This is a genomic window from Acutalibacter sp. 1XD8-36 (genome assembly GCF_009917525.1).
Lineage (GTDB): Bacteria > Bacillota > Clostridia > Oscillospirales > Acutalibacteraceae > Acutalibacter.
Genome location: NZ_QZDU01000003.1, coordinates 150,790 through 174,029 on the forward strand (window position 1 = coordinate 150,790; position 23,240 = coordinate 174,029).

Genomic DNA, 23,240 nt, shown 5'->3' on the forward strand with positions numbered 1-23,240 from the left:
GGGAGAAAAACATGTCAATGCAGGCTGTATTTATTCTGGCGCTGATAATTTCAACGGTGATAGGCTATCTGCTGGGGGGAGTGAGCTGGGCTATAATCCTCACCAGGATAGTCCAGCGAAAGGACATCCGGGAACAGGGCAGCGGCAACGCGGGCATGACAAATGTGCTCAGGAGCGTGGGCAAGCTCCCGGCCCTGCTGACCTTTGCGGGGGACTTTATAAAGTGCGTGGCAGCCGTGCTCCTGAGCCAGCTTGCCCTCTACCTGCTGGCTATGGCCTTTACAGACATAGCTCCCGGGGCGGAGCTCTTTAGATACACCCGCTATATTGCCGGGACGGCCTGCGTGGTGGGGCATATCTTCCCAATCTATTACGGCTTTAGGGGGGGCAAGGGCATTGTGACCGCGGCGGCAATGATACTTCTCACGGACTGGCGGGTGTTCATAGCCGTCATACTTACCTTCGGCCTGGTCTTTGCCTGGAAGAAGATAATGTCCCTGTGCTCGGTGACAAGCGCGGGGATGTACCCGGTGTGCACCTTCCTGATAGTCTTTTTCATGGACTATAGCCGGGGCTTCTGCGGGCTGGAGTACCTGCTGTTTGCCACAGGGGTGAGCGTGTTCGTGGGGGTGCTGGTGATGGTGAAGCACCGGGCGAACATAGGGCGGCTTATGAGGGGCGAGGAGAAGCCCATTATCGGGACAAAATCACGCTGACAAAGCATAGCAGGGATTATGAGGGGGACATGGGTTCCCCCTCATTTGTGGTTTGCATAGGTACGGACACAGGTAAAAGTTTATGCTACATAGAGGAGGAATGATTTATGGACTGCAATTTCAAGACGGCTGAGGGCCGGTTCAACTTCCGGGTAGGGGCCGTGATTCAGCGGGGCGGCAGGCTCCTGGGGGTACACGACCGCCCGGGCGACGAGAAGTTCCACTACCTGCCCGGGGGCCGGGTACAGCTGCACGAGACCATGGAGGAGGCCCTGAGGCGGGAGCTCCGGGAGGAGCTGGGGGTTGACTCCAGGGTGCTGCGCCCCCTATGGCTGAGGGAGTGCTTTGACGACGGAGATGAGCCGCCGTACCATGGATTTGAGGTGTATTTCCTGGTTGAACTGGACTGGGACGCCCTGCCCAGTACCGACGGGCCATTTGAGCGGGCGGACACCGGCGGGGAGCAGCACTTTTTCAACTGGATTGAGCCGGGGAGTTATCAGGGCTATATACACCCGGAGTTTGTGCGCCGGAGCTTCCCGGAGCTGCCGGAGAGCTTTACGCTTATCACTGACAGAGTTTCCGGGGGCGCGCGGCCCGGCGGCGACGTAAAATTTCCCACTGAAGCGGGGCTTTTCAACTTCCGGGCTGCCGGTATCTTCGTCCATGAGGGAAAACTCCTTGCGATGACGGAGCCGGGAATCGGGCACTACTACCTGCCCGGGGGCCGGGTGCGGATAAATGAGGCCATGGAGGAAGCCCTGAGGCGGGAGGTCCGGGAGGAGCTGGGGGTTGGCTCCAGGCTGGTGCGCCCCCTATGGCTCTGCGAGAGCTTCTTCCCCCTGGGGGGCCGGCAGGTCCACGAGCTGGCAATGTACTATTTAGGGGAGCTGGACTGGGAGCGGCTCCCGGCCCTTGAGGGGGAGTTCAGCCTTGCAGACAGCGACGGCGCTGAGCACAGCTATAGGTGGCTCACAGAGGAGGAGGTGAAAAGGGCCAGGATATACCCCATACCCATGCAGGAGTGCTGGCCTGTCCTGCCGGAGGAGTTCACCCTGTACAGCAATGTCAGGGACCGTCGAATCCTGTAAAAATTTACAGAAAATTCACATTTAGGCACATCTTGCTCTCCAGGGATTGACTTTTGCCCGGGAATGTATTATCATTAGCATAAGCTCCCATAATATTTGCAGATGAAAAATCCCGGGCAAAGGGCCGTATGCGGCCTTTACAAGCCCTATAGGAAGTGGAAATTTGAATAAATACGTGATTCATGGAGGCCACCGCCTTTGCGGTGAGGTCGTAATAAACGGCGCTAAAAATGCCGCGGTAGCCATACTGCCCGCGGTAATACTGTCCGACTCCCCCTGCCGCATTGAAAACCTGCCGGATATCTCCGACGTGAAGAACGCCGCCTATATCCTGGAGGAGATGGGCGCGGCGGTGAGCTACCCGGACAGGCATACTATCGATATAGACCCAAGGCCCATCAGCACCCATATTGTCAGCGCGGACGTGGCCCGCGGCATGCGGGGCTCCTACTACTTTATCGGGGCGCTGCTGGGACGGTGCAGGCAGGCACTGGTGCCGCTGCCGGGGGGCTGTGACTTCGGCGTGCGGCCCATTGACCAGCATTTAAAGGGCTTCGAGGCTTTGGGCTGTGAGCACAGCCTGGACAACGGCGGCATGATTTCCGTCACGGCCCCAAACGATTTATTCGGAGCGCATATATATTTGGACGTGGTTTCAGTGGGGGCCACCATCAACATCATGCTCACGGCAGTGAAGGCCCGGGGCGTGACTGTTATTGAGAACGCCGCCAGGGAGCCCCACGTGGTGGACCTTGCCAATTTCCTGAATACCATGGGTGCTGACGTGCGCGGTGCAGGCACCGACACCATTAAAATACATGGCGTCCAGCAGCTGCGGGGCGTCTGCTACGCCATTATACCCGACCAGATAGAGGCGGGCACCTATATGATGGCTGCCGCCGCCACCCACGGTGACATCACCGTGCGCAATGTCACCCCCCAGCACCTGGCCTCTATTTCCGCAAAGCTGGTGGAGATGGGCGTGCACGTGGAGGAGGGCGACGACACTGTGCGGGTCACCTGCGACAGGCAGCTCAGAAAGTGCAACGTGAAGACCCTGCCGCACCCGGGCTTCCCCACGGATATGCAGCCCCAGATAACTACCCTGCTCTCTGCGGCCGGGGGTATCAGCATGGTGACCGAGAGCATTTACAGCGGCGGGCGCTTTAAGTACGTGGACGAGCTCAGAAAGATGGGCGCGAAGATTACCGTAGAGGGGAGCCTCGCGGTGGTGGAGGGCGTGCCCATGCTCAAGGGGGCGCCTGTGCGGGCTTTAGATTTGCGGGCCGGGGTAGCCATGGTGCTGGCAGGGCTCATGTGCGACGGCGTGACCCAGGTGGAGAATATCAAGTTTATCGAGCGGGGCTATGAGAATATTGTGGATAAGCTGGCGAGTTTAGGCGCTGACATATACCTGGAGAAGACCCCCGACCGGACCATGTACCAGATTGGATAGAAGAGAGGGAAAGTGGGCCGCTGAGATACTGGGTATGCAGAACCCGGACGGCACCTGGGGGAGCCAGTTCCACACCCTGTCCATGCCGGACCGCCGCCGGGGGCTTATCACCACCGAGCAGGCTTTGAGACGGCTGAAGATACTGGGATTTACCATCGGGGACGAGCCTGTCAGACGCGCGGTAGACTGTATGCTGGCCTGCCTGCGGGGGGAGCGGAAGATTGACAGCTACTGGGAGAAGGGCCACGACTGGGCGCTTTTCACAAGGCTCATGCTCTGCACATGGGTGCGGGAGTTTGACCCCGAGGAGCCCTTGGCCCTGGATTTCGCCCGCCGTTGGGCGCGGGTAATCGAGGGCGCGTTCGCGGGGGGAGGCTATGATTTTGCGGCCTACAGTGAGGCGTATACGGCCGAGTTTAATTCCCCTATCCGTGGCGGCAGGGAGCGGGACTTTGTGGATTTCTACCATGTAAGCCTGCTGAGAGGCATGCTTACTGAGGGTACGGAGAGTAAGTTTTTAGACTATATAGTAAATAAGCCTGAGGGTATCTACTATATATGTGACGGCCCGGTGAGTGTGCCGCCAAAGGAGTTTGCCTCCCGGGAGACAGTGCGGTATTTATCTGCGCTGGAGCTGCTGCTGGGCTATAGACTGGGGCCGGGGAAGCTGCGTTTTGCCGCAGACTGGCTTCGGGAGAACCGGGACGCCGGCGGGCTCTGGGACCTGGGGCCCAAGGCTGCCGACCGGGTGCATTTGCCCCTTGCGGACTCATGGCGCAGGAAGGGCTCCCGGCAGGCCGACTGTACGTACTGGGTGGGGAGTATCCTCGCCCGGCTGACTTAGAATATCCGCACCCTGCCGACGGCGGGGTGATTTTATGGGGAGGGGTACATATGGCAAGGTTTTGCCCGCTGTTCTCGGGGAGCTCCGGGAACAGCTCATACCTGGGCTCTCGGAGCGCCGGGGTGCTTATCGACGCGGGGGTAAGCGCAAGGAGGCTTGACGGACGCATGAAGCTCTGCGGCATAGACCCGCTGGCCGTTGGGGGGATACTTGTCACCCACGAGCACAGCGACCATGTGAGCGGCATAAGGGTCTTTGCCAGGAAGTACGGCCTGCCGGTGTACGGCTCGGCGGGTACCCTCAGGGCCATTGGGGACAGCCTGGAGGGGGTGGAGCTCATTGACATCGGCGCGGGGGCAGAGATAGCCGGGATGGAGGTGCGGCCCTTCCCCACCTCCCACGACTGCCTTCAGCCCACAGGTTACCGCATACATACTGAGGACGGCAGGGATTTCTGCTTCGCCACTGACCTGGGGTATCTCTCGGAGGAGGTCCGGGAGAACCTGCTGGGCTGTGATATGGTGGTGATAGAGTCAAACCATGACGTTGAAATGCTGCGCAACGGACCGTACCCCTACTACCTTAAGCGCCGCATACTCTCCGACAGGGGGCACCTCTCCAACGCCGTCTGTGCGGAGTTTCTGCCGGAGCTCTTAAAGAGCGGCGTGCGCCGTTTCGTGCTGGCCCATTTGAGCGACACCAACAATACCCCTAAACTTGCCCATGAGACCTCCCTAGCCGCCCTTGTCCGGGAGGGTTATGTGAGTGACGTCGACTTTATATTGCAGGTAGCCATGCCCGAGAACACCGGAAGCCATACGGTTATCTTTTAGGAGGGCCTATGCTGGGAGTGAAAATTGTCTGCCTGGGCAAGCTCAAGGAGGAGTATTGGCGGGCGGCGGTGAGGGAATATGAGAAGCGCCTGTCGGCCCTGTGCAGGTTTGAGCTGGTGGAGCTGCCTGAGGCGCGGCTTGGGAGCTCCCCTAATAAGGGGGAGATATCGGCGGCCCTGGAGCGTGAGGCGGGGGCGGTGATACCGAAGCTGGAGGGCATGGTAGTGCCCTTGTGCATAGAGGGCAGGAAGCTGGACTCGGTGGGGCTGAGCAGGCTGCTGTCGGGGGCCATGCAGTCGCCGGGGGCCATAAGCTTTGTGATTGGCAGCTCCTATGGGCTGTCGGACTCGGTGAAGGCCCTGGGGACGGGGATATCCATGTCGCCCATGACCTTCCCCCACCAGCTTGCCAGGGTCATGCTCTGCGAGCAGATATATCGGGGGCTCCAGATTCTGCGGGGCGCGCCCTACCATAAGTAAGAGTCCACCCGGTTGGGTGGACTCTTTTGGCTGTTATTGAAAAAGTTTTTAAATGTCGAGCTTCATGTCGTCCGGCTTTACCCAGCCCAGCTTACGCAGGCCCAGGTCGAACAGGAGGGCCAGTATGGCGGGAAGGACTATGCTTATAAGTATGAGCCCCAGCCAGTCCATGGCGGTTATCCCGGCCTTGACCCCCTGGGACACGTCGCTTACCCAGCCGGAGTACACGCCAATCTGCCCCACCAGCCCACAGGTGCCCATTCCCGAGGCCACGCCGCCGGAGGGGTCGTTCATCTGCAGGCCGAAGACACAGGTGGCTATGGGGCCGGTCACAGCCGAGGCAAGGGTGGGGGCTATCCAAATGCGGGGGTTTTTCACGATGTTTGGCACCTGGAGCATGGAGGTGCCAAGCCCTTGGGCCACGAGGCCTCCCCAGCCGTTTTCCCTGAAGCTAATCACCGCGAAGCCCACCATCTGGGCACAGCAGCCCGCAACCGCCGCGCCCCCTGCAAGCCCAGTGAGCCCGAAGGCCGCGCAGAGCGCCGCAGAGGAGATGGGCAAGGTGAGGGCTATGCCCACCAGCACCGAGACGATTATCCCCATCCAGAAGGGCTGCAGAACTGTTGCGTCCTTAATGAGCTGCCCGAAGGCCGCCGCCGCCGAGCCCACCGCCGGGGCCAGGAGATAGGCCAGGGCTGTGCCGCTGCCGATGGTGACAATGGGGGTTACCAAGATGTCCACAGGGGTCTTTTTGCTCACCAGCTTCCCCAGCTGGGCGGCTGCTATAGCCATTATGAGCACGGCTAATGGTCCGCCGCCCCCTCCAAGGCTGTTTGCCGCGGTGCCCACCGCTGTCAGTGAAAACAGTACCAGCGGGGGTGCTTTAAGGGCGTAGCCGATGGCCACAGCCATTGCCGGGCCGGACATGGACTTTGCGAAATTCCCGACCTCCTCTAAAACAGGCAGGCCGAGCTGTGTCCCCAAAGTGGAGATTATAGTCCCCACCAGGAGGGAGGCAAACAGGCCCTGGGCCATGGCGCTCATTGCGTCCACAAGATATAGCTGTACATAAGTGCTGACCCGCTCCCAGCCTGTGGACCTGCGGGGGGCGTGATTCTGTTCCTTTGCCAAAATAGGTTCTCCTTCCGTTTTCAGACTAATGCCACCGAAAGGAGCGCCGCCGGTGGTTCACCACAAGGGCAGCGCCCCATCGGCAAAATGTTACTATGGAAAATCTATATTGACTATGTTGCCAAAATCAGCCGCCCGCTAAGAGTTTCGAGGTCGCCGCCGGGTTTTTCCCGGTCTGATGGTCGCCTCAGGGCTCCTTGGCGGTTTACGGCGGATTTTAGCCGTATTGAGTTTGAAAGAATAGAAAATATGTTTACTGTACCGCTTCCCCAAGCCGGAAGGCGATTTCCCTCTGCACCCGCTCAAGGTCCGGGTCGCAGAGCAGGGGCAGCACCTCCAGGAGCTCCGAGGGGGGCAGGTCCCACCAGCGAAAGCGCAGCAGCAGTTCCCTGAGTTCAGGGGTGAAGCGCTCCTTTATAAACCGGGCGGGGTTGCCGCCGAAAACCGTATAGGGCGGGACCTCGCAGGCTACAAGGGAGTAGGCGGCGATAATGGCGCCGTCCCCGATTTTCGTCCCGGGCATGATAATGCTCTTGCGCCCTATCCACACGTCATTGCCGATTACGATATCGCCCTTATGGGGGAGCTGGGACAGATGGGGCGGGGTGCGCTCCTCCCAGGCGCCGCCGAAGACATTGAAGGGGTAGGTGGTGACGCTGCTCATACGGTGGTTGGCGGGGCCCATAATGAAGCGGGTACCCGAGGCTATGGCGCAGAATTTGCCGATAACCAGGCGGTCGCCGAACTCGGGGTAGTTAAAGAGCACGTTATTCCTTTCAAAGGCCGTGGGGTCGTTTTCATCGTCGTAGTAGGTGTAGTCGCCCACGGTGATATTTGGGGCCTCTATAACATTTTTTATAAAGCAAGAGGTTTTATACTCGTTGGGGTATACCGCATTCGGGTCGGGTATGCGCTCCATAAGCTATATAACTCCTTTGTGGTCTTTTAAATATGGGTATCTATATAATTATACCGGCTTTGCCTGGGAAGTCAAGGGGTGAGGAAAGAAAATGCCGGGAAAGCGGGCGAAAATGTAAACTAAGGGCGGTGGACTTCGGGCCCGGATTGGGTTATACTTTATCTAAACTTTTTTGAAAGGGGATTTGAAATATGGGTTTAGGCAGCAGTATTTTTGAGGCCAGGAAGAAAAGCGGGCTCTCCCAGGAGGAGGTGGCCGGGAGGCTTGGAGTGAGCCGCCAGACCATCTCCAAATGGGAGCTGGACGAGACCCTGCCGGACATACGCCAGGCGAAGCAGCTCTCGGGGCTGTACAAGGTGACCCTGGATGAGCTGGTGGACTTCGACTTGGAGGTGAAGGAGATTGAGGAGGCCATCCGGCGCACCAGCGAGGAGGCCCAGAAGAAAATCAACTGGACCGACATGTGGGCAAAGAAATACCCGGTGCTTGCAGCTTACAGGGGAGAGGTGGAGACCGGGGGCTATGAGGAGAAGCTAAGGGAAATGCTGGCGCGGCTGCGCCGGGAGCAGGGGTATTCTGAGGAGGACGCGTTTTTGGTGCTAAAGGATATCTTGGCCCAGATTTGGAAGGGATAAGACTGTAGATAGTACAAAAAGGACTGCTTACACAGAGATAGGCAGTCCTTTTTGCACATAACAGCAGAGAAAATATTTGACAGATGCTGTCGTATCTGGTAGAATTGGTATAGCCCCGAAAGGGGCGGGGCGCTGCGATAAGTGCAGGCGGTTTGGCGATATCCTCCGAAGGGAGGTGAGCCTTTATGCCGATTACCTTTACATTTCATATTTGGGGAATTACCGTGTCAATTAAACTGACCGTACCCAAGAAAAAGGTAACAAAGCAAAACCGCCACTCCGACAAGTGACGGTTTTGTAGTACACTATAAAATCAACACTGGAGCCAGACCGCTTACCACACAGCGCCCTCTTTGTTTGTATTATAGCACCTGCAAACCATGTTTGTCAAGAACCATGTTTATGTAGGCCTTGACTTGAGGTTATATAAGTGATATAATTCTTATGAAAGAAAATAAAATCATTCAGGAGGATTTTTTATGGACCGTTTTGAGAAGGTTTCAAGCCAGGGCAAGCTGACCGTTACGGAGATTTGGAGGGATAAGGAGACCGGCGTTCTCTACCTGTTCCACAAGGACGGGTATGCCGGGGGGCTCACCCCGTTGCTGGATAGGGACGGCAAGCCCATCGTTACCCAGGGCTGAGTGCGGCGGGATATGTGCCGGATAAGGCCTGTGACCCCAGATGACCTGTCGGCCCTCCTTACCATTAAAGACGACCCGACGCTCCACCGCGACCGGCTTCGCCAGCAGGGTGAGGGCTCGGCGGTATACCTGGGGGCGTTCACGGACGGCGGGGCGGCGGGGTTCGTGCTGCTGTCGCTGGAAAATAAAGCCGGCGTCATGCCGTACACGAACAATAGCCGCTGTGCGGACATGATAGACCTGCTGGTAGCAGAGCCATTGAGGGGCCGGGGTATAGGCTCCAAGCTGGCGCGGGCCTGCGAGGAGGCCTGCCGGGAGAGGGGAGTGCCGTATCTCGGCCTGGACGTGAACCCGGAGGATAATCCGGCGGCAAAGCGGCTGTATGAAGGGCTGGGCTATACCGCCGTTGGGGAGCTGCACCTGGACGGAGTGTACGGCTATGTCAATGAGGACGGCACTCCGGGGGAGTATGAGGACTGGTGTATCGACATGATAAAGAAGCTGTAACATAACAAGGCCGGGCGCTCTCAGGGAACGCCCGGCCGGATTTTTGCACGTTACAGGTTATCAGACAACACCCTGGGCAATCATAGCGTCCGCAACCTTCACGAAGCCCGCGATGTTCGCGCCAACCACATAGTTCTTCTGGTGGCCGTACTTTTCCGCCGCAGCGTCGGCGTTTGCGAAGATGTTCTCCATGATACCCTTGAGCTTTGCGTCAACCTCCTCAAAGCTCCAGGAGAGCCGCTGGCTGTTCTGGCTCATCTCCAGGGCGGAGGTGGCAACGCCGCCGGCGTTTGCAGCCTTGCCCGGGGCGAAGAGCACGCCTGCCTGCTGCAGGGTCTCGGTAGCCTCCAGGGTGGTGGGCATGTTGGCGCCCTCGGCTACAGCTATGACGCCGTTTTTGATAAGCTCCTTGGCGTCCTCAAGCTGAAGCTCGTTTTGGGTGGCGCAGGGGAGGGCCACGTCGCACTTGACGGTCCAAACGCCCCTGCCCTCGTGGTACTCGGAGCCCGGACGGTAGTTCTTGTACTCGCTGAGGCGCTGGCGCTTGACCTCCTTTATCTCCTTAATAGCGGCAAGGTCAATGCCCTCGGGGTCGTAGACCCAGCCGGTGGAGTCGGACATGGTGACAGGCTTTGCCCCCAGCTGATAGGCTTTCTCGGCGGCGTATATAGCCACGTTGCCCGCGCCGGAGATAACCACGGTCTTGCCCTCCAGATTATGCCCGTTCTTCTTTAGCATGGCGCTGGTGAAGTACAGGAGGCCGTAGCCGGTGGCCTCGGTGCGGGCCAGGGACCCACCGTAGTTAAGGCCCTTGCCGGTGAGCACGCCCCCGAAGCAGTTTTTAAGGCGCTTATACTGCCCGAACATATAGCCAATCTCCCTGGCCCCGGTGCCGATGTCCCCGGCGGGCACGTCGGTGTCGGCGCCGATGTGACGGAAGAGCTCGGTCATGAAGCTCTGGCAGAAGGCCATGACCTCACGGTCGGACTTGCCCTTGGGGTCGAAGTCGGAGCCGCCCTTGCCGCCGCCGATGGGCAGGCCGGTAAGACTGTTCTTGAATATCTGCTCAAAGCCTAGGAATTTGATTACCCCCAGGTTTACCGAGGGGTGCAGCCGCAGGCCGCCCTTATAGGGGCCGATAGCGGAGTTGAACTGTACACGGAAGCCGCGGTTGACCCTCACTTTGCCGTTATCGTCCACCCAGGGCACCCGGAAGATTATCTGGCGCTCAGGCTCTGTGATGCGCTCGAGGATGCCGTTCTCCTGGTACTTGGGCTCGGCGTTTATCACAGGCTCCAGGGAGGTGAGCACCTCGGTGGCGGCCTGGATGAACTCGGGCTCGGACTGGTTTTTCTGCTTTAGCAGCTCCAGCTGCTCGCTTACATAAGACATTGGATAATCCCTCCAAAATGCAAGTTTATTTTTTCATCCTGCAAAACTTGCTCCTATCTTACCACATTTTTTTGGATTTTACAAGGGGTAAATTGAGAAAAATTCCTTGGGGCTACAAATGGACCGGGATAAAAATGCAAAAGGCTTGACACGGGGCGGCAAATTGTTTAAAATAACAGAGTATGGGTCCAGAGAAATGTTTTGGAAGGAGCGACCTACAAATGAGCCAAAGGGAAGTGTACGAATCCCCGCTGTCCGCAAGATACGCGGGCCGGGAGATGAAATATCTGTTCTCGCCGGACAAGAAGTTCCGCACCTGGCGCAGGCTGTGGATAGCTTTGGCGGAAGCCGAGCACGAGCTCGGCCTGCCGGTAACTTCTGAGCAGGTGGAGGAGCTTCGCGCCCACGCTGAGGATATCAACTATGAGGTGGCGGAGGCCAGGGAGAAGGAGGTCCGTCACGACGTTATGAGCCACGTGTACGCCTACGGCCAGCAGTGCCCGGGGGCCGCGGGAATCATACATCTTGGGGCTACATCCTGCTATGTGGGGGACAATACCGACATAATTATAATGACCGAGGCGCTGGCGCTTATCCGGGACAAGCTGGTATCTGTGCTGAGGGTCCTCTCAAAGTTCGCCCTGGAGCACGCCGGGCTGCCGACACTGGCCTTCACCCACTTCCAGCCCGCCCAGCCGACAACTGTGGGCAAGCGCGCCGCGCTGTGGATACAGGATTTGCTGCTGGATTTGGAGGACGTGGAATACCAGCTTTCCAAGGCAAAGCTCCTGGGCTCAAAGGGCACCACCGGCACCCAGGCCAGCTTCCTGGAGCTTTTTGAGGGGAATCACCAAAAAGTGAAGGAACTGGATAAGAAAATTGCAGAAAAGCTGGGCTATAAGGAGAGCTTTGCCGTGTCGGGCCAGACATATTCACGGAAGCTGGACAGCCAGATGCTGAATATTTTGTCAGGTATTGCCCAGAGCGCCGCGAAGTTTTCCAACGATATCCGGCTTCTGCAGCACCTCAAGGAGGTGGAGGAGCCCTTTGAGAAGGGGCAGATTGGCTCCAGCGCCATGGCCTATAAGCGCAACCCCATGCGCACGGAGAGGATAGCCTCCCTTGCAAGGTATGTCATGGTCGACGCGCTGAACCCGGCCCTCACCGAGGCCGGGCAGTGGTTCGAGCGCACCCTTGACGACTCGGCCAACAAGCGCCTGAGCGTGCCGGAGGCCTTTTTGGCGGTGGACGGCATCCTGACCCTGTACGCCAACGTGGCCGACGGCCTGGTAGTGTACCCCAAGGTGATAGAGCAGCACCTGCTGCGGGAGCTGCCATTTATGGCGACGGAGAACATCATGATGGACGCGGTGAAGCGGGGCGGCGACAGGCAGCAGCTCCACGAGGCCATCCGGGTGCACTCCATGGCGGCGGGTAAGGTGATAAAGGAGCAGGGGGGCGAAAACGACCTGCTGGAGCGCATAGCCGGGGACCCGCTGTTCGGCGTGACCCTGGAGGAGCTCCGGGAGATACTGAAGCCTGAGAAGTACGTGGGCCGCGCCCCCGAGCAGACCATGGACTTCCTCAACGAGGTGGTCGGGCCGGTGCTGGAGCGGTACAAGGACGCAAAGACCGTGGAAGTGGAGGTTACTGTATGACAAGACTTACGCTGCATGTGCCGGAGCCGGAGGAGCTCGATTTCCGTCAGAAGCTGCTGTCCGACCCCGAGAGCATGGGCTATAACGCGGGCTGCGGGCTGGAAAGCCCGGGTTATCATAACGACACCGGCTGCATAGACTTTCCCAGGGAGGACTGGGACGGCTGGTATGCCCGCTGGGTGGGTAATGAGCCGGAGCGGTTCTACGCCTACCTTAAAGATACAGAGAGCGGCGAATTCGTGGGCGAGGTCAGCCTGTACGAGACCGGCGGGCCCGGAGTGTACGAGATGGGCATAGTGCTGCACAGCTCCCGGCGGGGGAGGGGCTACTCCAGCGAGGGCGTCAGCCTGCTGCTGGGCCACGCCTTCGGGGAGCTGGGGGCCAAAGAGGTCACAAACTGCTTTGAGCCCACCCGCGAGGCCGCGCTGAAGATACACAAGGCCGCCGGGTTCAGGGTAGTCCGGGAAGAGGGTGGCCTGTTATATTTGAGCATAAAAAGTAATAGTTTTAAAGAGGTATAAAGAATATGGTCAAAGCAATCGTAGGCGCCTGCTGGGGCGATGAGGGCAAGGGCAAGATAACCGACGTGTTGGCGGAAGATTCCGACATAGTTATACGCTTTCAGGGCGGCTCAAATGCCGGGCATACTATTATAAATGAGTATGGCAGGTTTGCCCTGCACCAGCTCCCCTCAGGTGTTTTCCGGCAGAATATCACGAATATTATAGGCAACGGCGTGGCGTTTTCTGTAGAAAACTTTGTCACCGAAATGCAGTATATAAAAGACGGCGGCGTGCCCGAGCCCAGGATACTGATTTCAAACCGCTGCCAGGTGCTCATGCCCTACCATAAGGAGCTGGACGGCCTGGAGGAGGCGAGGCTTGCCGACAAGGCCTTCGGCTCTACAAAATCAGGCATAGCCCCCTTCTACTCCGACAAATATGCAAAAATAGGCTTCCAGATAAGCGACCTTTTTGACGATAAGGACGCCTTATACGAGCGTATCGACCACGTGCTGGGCCTGAAAAATGTGCTCTATACTGAGCTCTACCACCGTGAGCCCCTGAACCGGGACGACATCTATAATAAGCTCATGGAGTATAAGGAGATAGTTGCCCCATATGTTGCGGACACCACCACCCTGCTATACAACGCCGTGAAGGAGGGCAAGACCATCCTCCTGGAGGGGCAGCTGGGCTCCCTGAGGGACCCGGACATGGGTATCTACCCCATGACAACCTCCTCCTCGCCCCTGGCGGGCTTCGGCACGGTGGGCGCGGGAGGCATACCGCCCTATGCCATCGGGAAGATTTACTGCGTGGTAAAGGCCTACTCCAGCGCCGTGGGAGCGGGGGAGTTTGTCTCGGAAATCTTCGGGGACGAGGCCGAGGAGCTCCGCAAGCGCGGCGGCGACAAGGGTGAGTACGGCGCGACCACCGGCCGCCCCCGTCAGGTGGGCTGGCTGGACCTGGTGGCGGCAAAATACGGCTGCATGGTCCAGGGGGCTACGGACGTGGCATTCACTGTGCTGGATGCGCTGGGGTACCTTGACGAGATACCGGTCTGCGTGGCCTATGAGCTGGACGGCAAGCAGATAGACTACTTCCCGCCCACGGCCCAGCTGAAAAGGTGCAAGCCTGTGCTGGAGAAGCTGCCCGGCTGGAAGTGCGATATTAAGGGTATCAAGAGGTATGAGGATTTGCCTGAGAATGCCAGGAAATATGTGGAGTTTGCTGAGAAATACCTGGGCGTGCCGGTGACGATGGTTTCAAACGGCCCGGCCCGGGAGGATATTATGTATCGCTAAGGTTAGGCTAGGAAGGGAAAACAGTCTGGTTTCGGGCTGTTTTTCTGTTTTAGACCTATGTTCCGGGCTTTGAGCAAACTGCCGCAGAACAGGACGACTTTAAGGAGGAGATTTTATGTGTGGAATCGTTGGTTATATCGGAGACAGCCAAGCGGCCCCGGTGCTGCTGGAGGGGCTGACTAAGCTGGAGTACCGGGGGTACGACTCGGCAGGGGTGGCGGTGCACAATGAGTCCGGCCTGCACGTGGTGAAGGCCAAGGGGCGGCTCTCGGTTTTGGAGGGGATACTGGATGGGGGCGGGAAGCTCCCCGGCACGGTGGGTATCGGACACACCCGCTGGGCTACCCACGGCGCGCCCTCGGATGTGAACTCCCACCCCCAGGCAAGCGGCGGCGGGCTCTTCGCGGTGGTGCATAACGGCATTATCGAGAACTATATGCAGCTAAAGGAGCATTTGATTCGCCGGGGCGTGGAGTTCGTCTCCGACACGGACACGGAGGTGGTGGCCCAAATGCTGGAGCACTACTACCGGGGGGACGTGCCGGAGGCAATACGCCAGGTGACCGAGCGGGTGCAGGGCAGCTACGCCCTGGGAATAATCTGCGCGGACTGCCCGGATAAGGTGTTCGCCGTGAGGAAGGACAGCCCGCTGATAGTCGGCCTCTCGGATGGGCAGAATTTTATAGCCTCGGATGTGACGGCGATTCTGGCCCATACCAGAAGGATGGTGCGCCTGAAGGACCGGGAGATAGCCGTGCTCACCCGGGAGGGGGCGGAGTTCTTCGACAGGGAGCTGGAGCCGGTTGAGAAGCCGGTGGAGACGGTGGAGTGGGACATAACCGCCGCTGAGAAGGGCGGCTATGAGCACTTCATGATGAAGGAGATTTGCGAGCAGCCGGAGGCTTTGAGTAAAACTATCTCACCCAGGATACAGGCAGGAAGGGTAGTGCTGGACGACTTGAAGCTGACAAAGGCCGATATCGAGAATATCAGCCGGATATTCATTGTGGCCTGCGGGACCTCATATCACGTGGGGGCCGTGGCGAAATATGCCTTTGAGAAGCTGCTGAGAATGCCCATTGAGACGGATGTGGCCTCGGAATTCAGATACCGTGAGCCGATTTTGGACGAGCGCACTTTGGTTATTATAATCAGCCAGTCCGGTGAGACCGCCGACACCCTTGCGGCCCTGCGGGAGGCGAAGAGGCAGGGGGCCAGGACCCTGGCTATTGTGAATGTGGTGGGCAGCACCATTGCCAGCGAAGCCGACGATGTGCTCTACACCTGGGCGGGGCCGGAGATAGCCGTGGCCTCCACCAAGGCCTACAGCACCCAGCTTGCCGTCATCTACCTGATAGCCCTGCACATGGCCCAGGAGCTGGGGACTCTGCCGGAGGGCGAGCTTGCGGAGTTCGTAGGGGCTCTGGAGAGGCTGCCGGAGCTGGCGGGCAGGTGCCTGGAGGACAGGGAGACCATACAGCATTTTGCCTCACGGCATTTTAACGCTAAGGATATTTACTTTATAGGCCGGAACGTGGACTATGCTGCGTCCCTTGAGGCATCGCTGAAGCTGAAGGAAATATCATATATCCATTCTGAGGCGTACACCGGCGGGGAGCTGAAGCACGGGCCGATTTCCCTGATTGAGGAGGGCACGCTGGTGGTGGCAATCTGCACCTGCGGGCGGCTGTTCGGGAAGATGGCGGCGAATATCCGGGAGGTGAAGGCCAGGGGCGCGGTGGTGCTGGGGCTGTGCACGGAGGAGTTCGCACAGGAGATGAAGGGGGTCGCGGACTGGCAGTTCTGCGTGCCGAAGGTGCCGGACTTTATGCTGCCCTCAATGAGCATACTGCCACTGCAGCTATTCGCGTACTATGTGGCATCCATGAAGGGCTGCGACATAGATAAGCCCAGAAATTTGGCAAAGTCTGTAACGGTGGAATGAGAAAAAATGTGTGTGAGGGATGTATGAAAGGTCAGATAGAGCGTCTAAAAGATGTCAAATTATTTGTATTGGATATGGACGGCACCATATATCTTGGTGACAGGCTGTTTCCATACACCAAGGATTTCCTGAGGGCAATTCAGGAGTCGGGGCGGGATTTTTGTTTTTTTACCAATAATAGCTCAAGGAATAGGGAGGCGTATTTAGCTAAGCTGCACAGGATGGGCATAGAGGTGCCGCCGGAGAAAATGCTAATCTCAAACCACGTGATACTTCGCTGGCTCCGGGAAAACCGTCCGGGAGGAAGGGCCTATGTGGTGGGAACAGAGCCCCTGTTGGCGGACTTCAGGCAGGAGGGTATCGAGCTTGACGACCATGGGCCGGACTATGTAGTTCTGGGCTTCGACACCAGCCTGACCTATGACAAGCTTGCCAAAGCCTGCCATTTTATCAGGAACGGAGCAGAGGTGTTCGGGGTAAACCCCGACTGGAATTGCCCGGTGGAGGGTGGATTTGTGCCGGACTGCGGGTCGATAGCGGCGCTGGTGAGGGCGTCGACAGGGGTGCAGTGTGAGTTTTTCGGCAAGCCCTCGAAGCACACTTTACAGTATATATTGGATGTGTGCGGGAAGCAGGCCCAAGAGGTTGCGGTAATAGGGGATAGGCTCTATACAGACATTGCCGTAACAAAGGAGTCTGAGGCGGTGTCGGTGCTGGTGCTGAGCGGGGAGACCACAGTTGATATGCTGGCAAATTCTGAAATAAAGCCCGATGTAATCGCGGAAAATGTGGGTGAAATCGGGGCATATTTACGGCAAAACGGGTGAAAATACTCTCAAAGGAGGGCGTTTATGGAGTATTTTAATGCGTTTTGGGTGGGCGGGCTCATATGCCTTGCGGGCCAGCTGCTGATAGACCTGACAAAACTGACCCCCGCCAGAATAATGGTGACATATGTCACGGTTGGCGTGCTTCTGGGGGCGCTGGGAGTTTACACACCGCTGGTGGACTTTGCGGGCGCGGGGGCGACAGTGCCCCTGTGCGGGTTCGGATGGGCACTCTCCGAGGGCGTCCGAAGGGCAGTGGTGGAGCAGGGCTTCCTTGGCATATTCACCGGCGGCCTGACCGCAGGGGCCGCAGGGACCACCGCAGCAGTATTTTTCGGGTACCTTGCCGCCCTTGTTGCAAAGCCCCGGGACAAATCATAGCAAAAGCCTCCGGAACCCCCGGAGGCTTTTTAACTCAAAAGTTTCGTCCACCTTTACAAAGGTGGCAGGGTGTGGGGCAGCGCCCCACGACCTAGTTGCAGGCCCCGCCTGCTAATTACAAAATCCAACCACCCCACTACAATAAGACACCCGCTGAAACCATAACCCAGGCAAGTCCCGGGCAAGCTCATCACAAACAAAATAGAACTCCTCATCATCCCAGCCGTCCCCCACCTGGGCACGGCACTCCTCCAGCTGCGCCCGGCTGCCAAAAGCAACATCACCTATCAGAAGCTCTCCCCCGGGCTCAAGAAGCTCCAAAATTTTGGCTAAAAAGGGGAGCTTTTGGGAGTCGCTGAGATGGTGCAGGGCATAGGTGGACACAATAAAATCGTAACGCCGGGAGGCAAGCTCCGGGTGCAGCCCCTGGGTAAAATCCCCGCAATACAGCTTGGCATCGGGCATTTTAGCCTGGGCTGCGGCAAGCATTTTGGGTGAAAAATCCTGGCCGTAAATCCGGCAGCCCGCGTCATACAGCTTAGAGGTAAGGGTGCCGGTCCCAAAGCCGATGTCAAGGACGGTTGGCGTACCGCGGCTAAGGCAGCGGCTGTAAATCAGAGCCAGCACCTGCCTGTAGCCCGCGAAGGGGTAGGTATCAGAGTTGTCTGAAAGGCCGACAGCTTTATCATAGCCATCGGCCCAGAGGTCAAATCCAGTTTTGTCCAGCATAAAATACTCCTCTCAGAATACAGGGAGGAGGGGGAAGCACCGAGTTTCCCCACAAGAAAGCAAGCCCCTAAAAGGGCCAGCAGATTTTCAAAGGGTCACTGAATAGAGCAGTCCAGGTAGTGCTCCAGCTCCTCCTCGTCCTTTTTGTGGTCGAGATACATGAGCAGAGCCGCGACTGAAGCCGCGACAGCAGCTATGGCAGAGATAAGGCCAATAAAAAGCGCGAGCTTGGTCCCTTTTTTCATAGCGGACACCTCCAAAATGAGATACATTGTAACTATTATAATAACCAAGTTTGTGGGAAAAGTCAAGACAGATTTTGTAAAAAGCAAAAGAAAAAAGGCCCGGCACCCTCAAGCGGGCAGCCAAGCCTCCAAACCGGCGGGACCGGTTACGCCCCAGCGTGAAGCTTCTTGTCCAGAGCGGACTTTTTATGGGCGGCGTTATTCTTATGAATTATGCCCTTAGCAGCAGCCTGGTCGATTTTCTTGAAGGCGGCGCGGACAGCGGCCTCCTTGTCAGCGGCGTTGCTGTCGATGGCTGAATTGGCCTTCTTGAGCTGAGTCTTCAGAGCGGAATTGAGGGCCCTGTTCTGCAGGGTCTTCGTGGCGATGACCTTAACGCGCTTTTTTGCGGATTTGATGTTTGGCAATCGTGACACCTCCTTACCCATCGTCATACTACCTGCTATGATAGCACAGTTTCTGAGAAAATGCAAGTGTTTTTTATAAGAACGGTGAAATCCCGGTAACATAATCAAAAGAGAAAGCCAAGGTCCTCTTGGCTTTCCTTGCTAAAATATTTAACTATATTGACAGTGATATATATGGGTTCAATAAGTTACCATGTAATACCCAGCAAAATCATAATAATTATGTGGTTCATAGCCAGAACCAAAATCCCGGTCACAAACACTGGGATCATAAATTTTGAAATTGCCAGCATCGGTATTTTGAATATAGCCCTCATACCCACGTTTATGCGACCAATAACCGCCTTTATCCTGACGGAAGAAATGGAAATCTCTAGCTGTAGACCCTACGTATGAGAATGCGAGAGCAATCTTGTATTGCCGATACCCAGGCTTTGCATCTGCAGTTGTCGGTTTAACGGTTTTTCCATTAAAATACTTTGCGTCAGCACCGAGCAAGATTGTCAGATTTCTTCTCATGTAGTTTACAGAGTAGTGTTGGCCTGATGAAGAATAGCCTATAACATACATGGGGTCACCGTAACGTGAATAACAATTCATGGCGTAAGCATAGCAATTAGCTTTTTCACGTACTGGATCATCCCATAAATCTTCGTCGTAAGCATGTTCGTAACCTCCTGTTGGAAGAAACCCCCCTCCATCAGGGGGAAGCACGACACTATATGACGATGTATCATATTCATCTATCGAAGTATGGGAATCATCCTGCTCGGTGCCAGCGAAAAGAAGTGGATTGTAGTTGACATAAAGGCGTTCATCTTCTGGAATCAATGCGAAATACTCTATCCAATCCAAAACATAAATCTTGCTTACAACATCCTCATCTTCAAGAGGCAAATCATTATACCAATCCCACCATCTATCGGGGTCGGGGGCATACTTTTCTACCATCTCCTGAATAACCGGGTTGTTCCTCAGTTGTTCTACCCGCGCGGCAACGTCTGAATTAGAAGTTTCAGCATAAGCCTGCAAATTGATACTGCATACTGTGAGAATCAGTACTAACATTAACGAAAGAACTTTTTTCATGTGGTTTCAACTCCATTTCTTTATTTTAACAGAAGTGCTGTGCAAAAGCATTTATCACCTCCCTGTTTTTCTAAAAATAGTATATCATAACACATGGCATATGTCAATGATAAATAATAGTTTTTACGATTTTTCATAATCTGTTGGCATTGTTTGTAATCCATCAACAAGGAAAATGCAAGAAAAAAGCAACCGCCCCCAGGCTAGGGACAGCGGTTACTGAGTGACGTTTTACAAGGCCAGCCGGACAAAACGCTGAATTCTGCCCTCACTCTTCTTTAGATTATATTATACCCTTGCTGGGAGGGAGGTGTCAACGGGAAAATGTGAAAGAATTGTGAATTGTAAAAAAATGTGAAAAAGGCTCTTGACTTTTCCTGACCATGTGATTAGAATATAGTTAGCACTTGAGAGAGCCGAGTGCTAAAAATTACAAAAAGCTGTTTCTTTTTGCCGGGGGCCGTCAGTTTTGGGCGGCGGCTGTACCGGCGGATTAGCGCTCCCCCGGGGCGCGGATATAGCCGGGGAGAAAGGATACGGTGTTTTTTATGAAAATCAAGCCACTTTTGGACAGGGTGCTCATCAAGACTGAGGACGCGGAGGAGACCACAAAGAGCGGCATCGTGCTGGCGGCAAAGTCCGTTGAGAAGCCCCAGATTGCAAGGGTAGTCGCTGTGGGCCCCGGCGGAGAGGTGGACGGCAAGGAAATCAAGATGTACCTCAAGGAGGGCGACAGGGTCATCTCCGCCAAGTACAGCGGCACAGAGGTGAAGGTTGACGGGGAGGAGTACACCATCGTCAAGCAGAGCGATATCCTGGCTGTTGTTGAGTAAAGAAATCTATACTATATAAATAGAAAGGACAGATTATCATGGCAAAGAAAATCGTATACGGTGAGGAGGCCCGCAAGGCGCTTCTGGCAGGCGTCAACCAGCTGGCCGATACCGTTAAAATCACCCTGGGCCCCAAGGGCCGCAACGTGGTGCTGGACAAGAAGTTCGGCGCCCCCCTTATCACCAATGACGGCGTTACCATCGCCAAGGAGATAGAGCTGGAGGACGCTTATGAGAATATGGGCGCCCAGCTGGTGAAGGAGGTCGCTACCAAGACCAACGATGTTGCCGGCGACGGCACCACCACCGCTACCCTGCTTGCCCAGGCTCTGGTGCGCGAGGGCATGAAGAACGTCACTGCCGGGGCAAACCCCATGGTCCTTAGGAAGGGCGTGCAGAAGGCCACCGACGCTGCCGTTGAAGCCATTGTGAAGAACAGCCAGAAGGTCAGCGGCACTAAGGACATCGCCCGCGTTGCGGCTGTCTCCTCCTCAAGCGACGAGATAGGCCAGCTCATTGCCGACGCCATGGAGAAGGTCACCGCCGACGGCGTTATCACCGTTGAGGAGAGCAAGACCGCCGAGACCTACAGCGAGGTTGTCGAGGGCATGATGTTCGACAGGGGCTATGTGACCCCCTATATGGCTACCGATACGGACAAGATGGTGGCTGAGCTGGACGACCCCTATATCCTTATCACCGACAAGAAGATTTCCAATATACAGGAGATACTGCCCCTTCTGGAGCAGATTGTCCAGGGCGGCAAGAAGCTGCTGATAATCGCCGAGGACATTGAGGGCGAGGCCCTTACCACCCTTATCCTCAACCGCCTGCGGGGCACCTTCGTGTGCGTGGCAGTAAAGGCCCCCGGCTTTGGCGACCGCAGGAAGGAAATGCTGGTGGACATCGCCACCCTCACCGGCGGCCAGGTCATCAGCGAAGAGGTCGGCCTTGATTTGAAGGACACCACCATCGACCAGCTGGGCCGCGCCCGCCAGGTGAAGGTGGACAAGGAGAACACCATAATTGTGGACGGCGCAGGGGATTCCCAGGCCATCCAGGGCCGCGTGGGCCAGATTCGCGCCCAGATTGAGACCACCACCTCCGAGTTCGACAAGGAGAAGCTCCAGGAGCGCCTGGCTAAGCTGGCCGGCGGCGTAGCCGTCATCAAGGTGGGCGCTGCCACCGAGATAGAGATGAAGGAGAAGAAGCTGCGCATTGAGGACGCCCTGGCTGCCACAAAGGCTGCCGTTGAGGAGGGCATAGTAGCCGGAGGCGGCACGGCCCTTATCGATGCCATCCCCGCTGTGAAGGCCTATGTCGAGTCCTCTGAGGGTGACGAGAAGACCGGCGCTGCCATCGTGCTGAAGGCCCTTGAGGAGCCCGTGCGCCAGATTGCCGCCAATGCCGGCATTGAGGGCTCTGTTATCGTGGAGCAGCTCAAGCGCGAGCAGAAGGTGGGCCAGGGCTACAATGCCCTCACCGGGGAGTTCCAGGATATGATTGAGGCGGGCATTGTCGACCCCACCAAGGTTACCCGCTCCGCCCTGCAGAACGCCTCCTCCGTTGCGGCGACCATACTCACCACCGAGTCTTTGGTGGCCGATATTAAGGAGCCCACTCCTCCCGCCGCACCTGCGCCGGATATGGGCGGGATGTACTAAGATAATCAAGCAATAGGAAGCTTTAAAGGCCGGTACCCAAGAGGCTGGGGGCCGGCCTTTTTGTGTTTTTCCCCTTGCTAAACCCGGGATAATATAGTACAATTAGGCAAAAGCCAGGCAACTAATTTTTGGAAATGAGGCGATTGTTTGAAGCTGAAATATTTGGGGACTGCGGCGGCGGAGGCTGTGCCGGCGCTGTTCTGCGAGTGCGAGGTGTGCGAGCGGGCCAGGGAGCTGGGCGGGCGGAATGTGCGCACCAGGAGCCAGGCGCTTTTGGATGGGCGGCTGCTAATTGACTTCCCTGCGGACACCTATCTGCATGTACTGCGGGAGGGCCTGCGGCTTCATGAGATAAACTCCTGCATTGTGACCCACTGCCACTCGGACCATATATACCCCGGGGACCTCTGGTGCCTGATAAGCTATGCCGGACGGCGCAGGGAAAAGAGGGCCTTCCATCTCTATGGCACCGGGGCGGTGCTGGAGATGGTGCGGGCCCAGTGTGAGGATATTGAGCAGATAATCCGGGAGGGCGGGCTCTGCCTCCATGAAATCAGGCCATTTGAGCCCTTTGAGGTGGAGGGCTACAGGGTCACGGCCCTGAAGGCCGACCACGGCGCGCCGGAGTCGGTGGTGTATGCCGTGGAGGGGCCCGGGGGAAAGGCCATGCTCTATGCCCACGACACCGGGCTGCTCCAGGAGGAGAGCATGGAGTACCTGCGTGGGAGCGGGCTGCGCTTTGGGCTGGTCTCCTATGACTGCACAAACGGCCTGCTGGAGCACGGCGAGCGCAACCATATGGGGATAAACGGCGACGTGCGTTTCAGGGAGCTGCTGGAGAAGGCCGGTGTGCTGGCTGAGGGCTGTGTGCATGTGGCAAACCATTTCTCCCATAATGGCGGCGGGGCCGGGTATGACGAGATGGTCCCGGCTGCCGGTGAGAGGGGCTTTTTAACCTCCTATGACGGCATGGAAGTTGAGTTTTAAGTGAAACTATAATAAAAGGAG

Annotated in this window: 25 protein-coding genes; 18 read left to right on the forward strand and 7 right to left on the reverse strand. The window is 57.0% G+C overall.

The genetic code is table 11. The features are described 5' to 3' along the window. The first annotated feature begins 11 nt into the window (after positions 1-11). The 6 genes from D5270_RS07280 to D5270_RS07305 all read left to right on the forward strand — a co-directional run bounded on the left by D5270_RS07280 (position 12) and on the right by D5270_RS07305 (position 5,419). Positions 12-716 (forward strand): glycerol-3-phosphate acyltransferase, encoded by a 705-nt coding sequence (locus D5270_RS07280; RefSeq protein WP_166543474.1) that lies wholly within the window; start codon positions 12-14, stop codon positions 714-716. A 107-nt stretch (positions 717-823) separates the two neighbouring features. Next, a complete protein-coding gene (locus D5270_RS07285; RefSeq protein ID WP_166543475.1) occupies positions 824-1,807 on the forward strand; it encodes an NUDIX domain-containing protein in 984 nt (327 codons plus the stop codon). 163 nt (positions 1,808-1,970) lie between these two features. Beyond that, entirely contained in the window at positions 1,971-3,263 is a 1,293-nt protein-coding gene (locus D5270_RS07290; protein ID WP_166543476.1) for a UDP-N-acetylglucosamine 1-carboxyvinyltransferase, read from the forward strand. Then, positions 3,256-4,107, forward strand: coding sequence for a hypothetical protein (locus tag D5270_RS07295; RefSeq protein ID WP_166543477.1), 852 nt, complete (start codon positions 3,256-3,258; stop codon positions 4,105-4,107). Before D5270_RS07290 ends, D5270_RS07295 begins: the two co-directional genes overlap by 8 nt. A 50-nt stretch (positions 4,108-4,157) precedes the next feature. After that, positions 4,158-4,940, forward strand: coding sequence for an MBL fold metallo-hydrolase (locus D5270_RS07300; protein WP_166543478.1), 783 nt, complete (start codon positions 4,158-4,160; stop codon positions 4,938-4,940). 8 nt (positions 4,941-4,948) lie between these two features. Then, positions 4,949-5,419 (forward strand): 23S rRNA (pseudouridine(1915)-N(3))-methyltransferase RlmH, encoded by a 471-nt coding sequence (locus D5270_RS07305; protein WP_166543479.1) that lies wholly within the window; start codon positions 4,949-4,951, stop codon positions 5,417-5,419. 48 nt (positions 5,420-5,467) lie between these two features. On the opposite strand, the gene D5270_RS07310 is transcribed toward D5270_RS07305, so the two are convergent. After that, positions 5,468-6,550 carry a PTS sugar transporter subunit IIC gene (locus D5270_RS07310; RefSeq protein ID WP_243150252.1) on the reverse strand — a complete coding sequence of 361 codons (1,083 nt, stop codon included), beginning with the start codon at positions 6,548-6,550 and terminating at the stop codon, positions 5,468-5,470. Positions 6,551-6,803: 253 nt separating this feature from the next. Continuing rightward, positions 6,804-7,469 carry a CatB-related O-acetyltransferase gene (locus D5270_RS07315; protein ID WP_166543480.1) on the reverse strand — a complete coding sequence of 222 codons (666 nt, stop codon included), beginning with the start codon at positions 7,467-7,469 and terminating at the stop codon, positions 6,804-6,806. Positions 7,470-7,660: 191 nt separating this feature from the next. Between D5270_RS07315 and D5270_RS07320 the strand changes: the two genes are divergently transcribed. The 3 genes from D5270_RS07320 (at position 7,661) to D5270_RS07330 (ending at position 9,255) form a co-directional block, all read left to right on the forward strand. Then, the gene (locus D5270_RS07320) at positions 7,661-8,104 is read left to right on the forward strand and encodes a helix-turn-helix domain-containing protein (protein ID WP_166543481.1); all 444 of its coding nucleotides are present in this window, start codon (positions 7,661-7,663) and stop codon (positions 8,102-8,104) included. Positions 8,105-8,583: 479 nt separating this feature from the next. After that, on the forward strand, positions 8,584-8,748 hold the full coding sequence (locus D5270_RS07325) for a DUF6440 family protein (RefSeq protein WP_166543482.1): 165 nt from the start codon (positions 8,584-8,586) through the stop codon (positions 8,746-8,748). 12 nt (positions 8,749-8,760) lie between these two features. Then, positions 8,761-9,255 (forward strand): GNAT family N-acetyltransferase, encoded by a 495-nt coding sequence (locus tag D5270_RS07330; protein WP_166543483.1) that lies wholly within the window; start codon positions 8,761-8,763, stop codon positions 9,253-9,255. A 60-nt stretch (positions 9,256-9,315) separates the two neighbouring features. Here the strand turns inward: D5270_RS07330 and gdhA are convergent, their stop codons facing one another. Next, positions 9,316-10,647, reverse strand: coding sequence for an NADP-specific glutamate dehydrogenase (gdhA, locus tag D5270_RS07335; RefSeq protein ID WP_166543484.1), 1,332 nt, complete (start codon positions 10,645-10,647; stop codon positions 9,316-9,318). A 221-nt stretch (positions 10,648-10,868) separates the two neighbouring features. On the opposite strand from gdhA, the gene purB reads away from it, so the two are divergent. The 6 genes from purB to spoVAE all read left to right on the forward strand — a co-directional run bounded on the left by purB (position 10,869) and on the right by spoVAE (position 17,265). Beyond that, entirely contained in the window at positions 10,869-12,305 is a 1,437-nt protein-coding gene (gene purB, locus D5270_RS07340; RefSeq protein WP_166543485.1) for an adenylosuccinate lyase, read from the forward strand. Beyond that, the gene (locus D5270_RS07345; RefSeq protein ID WP_166543486.1) at positions 12,302-12,826 is read left to right on the forward strand and encodes a GNAT family N-acetyltransferase; all 525 of its coding nucleotides are present in this window, start codon (positions 12,302-12,304) and stop codon (positions 12,824-12,826) included. Before purB ends, D5270_RS07345 begins: the two co-directional genes overlap by 4 nt. 5 nt (positions 12,827-12,831) lie before the next feature. Beyond that, positions 12,832-14,112, forward strand: coding sequence for an adenylosuccinate synthase (locus tag D5270_RS07350; RefSeq protein WP_166543487.1), 1,281 nt, complete (start codon positions 12,832-12,834; stop codon positions 14,110-14,112). 115 nt (positions 14,113-14,227) lie between these two features. Continuing rightward, positions 14,228-16,057, forward strand: a complete 1,830-nt coding sequence (glmS, locus tag D5270_RS07355) for a glutamine--fructose-6-phosphate transaminase (isomerizing) (protein WP_166543488.1) — start codon at positions 14,228-14,230, stop codon at positions 16,055-16,057. A gap of 23 nt (positions 16,058-16,080) precedes the next feature. Then, positions 16,081-16,884 (forward strand): HAD-IIA family hydrolase, encoded by an 804-nt coding sequence (locus D5270_RS07360; protein WP_166543489.1) that lies wholly within the window; start codon positions 16,081-16,083, stop codon positions 16,882-16,884. A gap of 24 nt (positions 16,885-16,908) precedes the next feature. After that, entirely contained in the window at positions 16,909-17,265 is a 357-nt protein-coding gene (spoVAE, locus tag D5270_RS07365; RefSeq protein ID WP_161472380.1) for a stage V sporulation protein AE, read from the forward strand. A 111-nt stretch (positions 17,266-17,376) separates the two neighbouring features. Here spoVAE and D5270_RS07370 read toward each other — a convergent pair whose 3' ends face one another. The 4 genes from D5270_RS07370 to D5270_RS07385 all read right to left on the reverse strand — a co-directional run bounded on the left by D5270_RS07370 (position 17,377) and on the right by D5270_RS07385 (position 19,735). Beyond that, the gene (locus D5270_RS07370) at positions 17,377-17,994 is read right to left on the reverse strand and encodes a class I SAM-dependent methyltransferase (protein ID WP_166543490.1); all 618 of its coding nucleotides are present in this window, start codon (positions 17,992-17,994) and stop codon (positions 17,377-17,379) included. Between the two features lie 95 nt (positions 17,995-18,089). Then, positions 18,090-18,239, reverse strand: a complete 150-nt coding sequence (locus tag D5270_RS07375; RefSeq protein ID WP_166543491.1) for a hypothetical protein — start codon at positions 18,237-18,239, stop codon at positions 18,090-18,092. A 146-nt stretch (positions 18,240-18,385) separates the two neighbouring features. Beyond that, the gene (gene rpsT, locus D5270_RS07380; protein ID WP_166543492.1) at positions 18,386-18,646 is read right to left on the reverse strand and encodes a 30S ribosomal protein S20; all 261 of its coding nucleotides are present in this window, start codon (positions 18,644-18,646) and stop codon (positions 18,386-18,388) included. A 180-nt stretch (positions 18,647-18,826) separates the two neighbouring features. Next, a complete protein-coding gene (locus tag D5270_RS07385; protein ID WP_166543493.1) occupies positions 18,827-19,735 on the reverse strand; it encodes a hypothetical protein in 909 nt (302 codons plus the stop codon). A 548-nt stretch (positions 19,736-20,283) separates the two neighbouring features. Between D5270_RS07385 and D5270_RS07390 the strand changes: the two genes are divergently transcribed. From D5270_RS07390 to D5270_RS07400, 3 genes are all read left to right on the forward strand, one after another. Continuing rightward, a complete protein-coding gene (locus D5270_RS07390; protein WP_161472384.1) occupies positions 20,284-20,568 on the forward strand; it encodes a co-chaperone GroES in 285 nt (94 codons plus the stop codon). Between the two features lie 38 nt (positions 20,569-20,606). Further along, complete coding sequence (gene groL / locus D5270_RS07395; RefSeq protein ID WP_166543494.1) at positions 20,607-22,232, forward strand: chaperonin GroEL; 1,626 nt, start codon at positions 20,607-20,609, stop codon at positions 22,230-22,232. A 147-nt stretch (positions 22,233-22,379) separates the two neighbouring features. Continuing rightward, positions 22,380-23,219: an MBL fold metallo-hydrolase gene (locus tag D5270_RS07400; RefSeq protein WP_166543495.1), complete on the forward strand. Its 840-nt coding sequence runs from the start codon at positions 22,380-22,382 to the stop codon at positions 23,217-23,219. Positions 23,220-23,240: the final 21 nt, after the last annotated feature.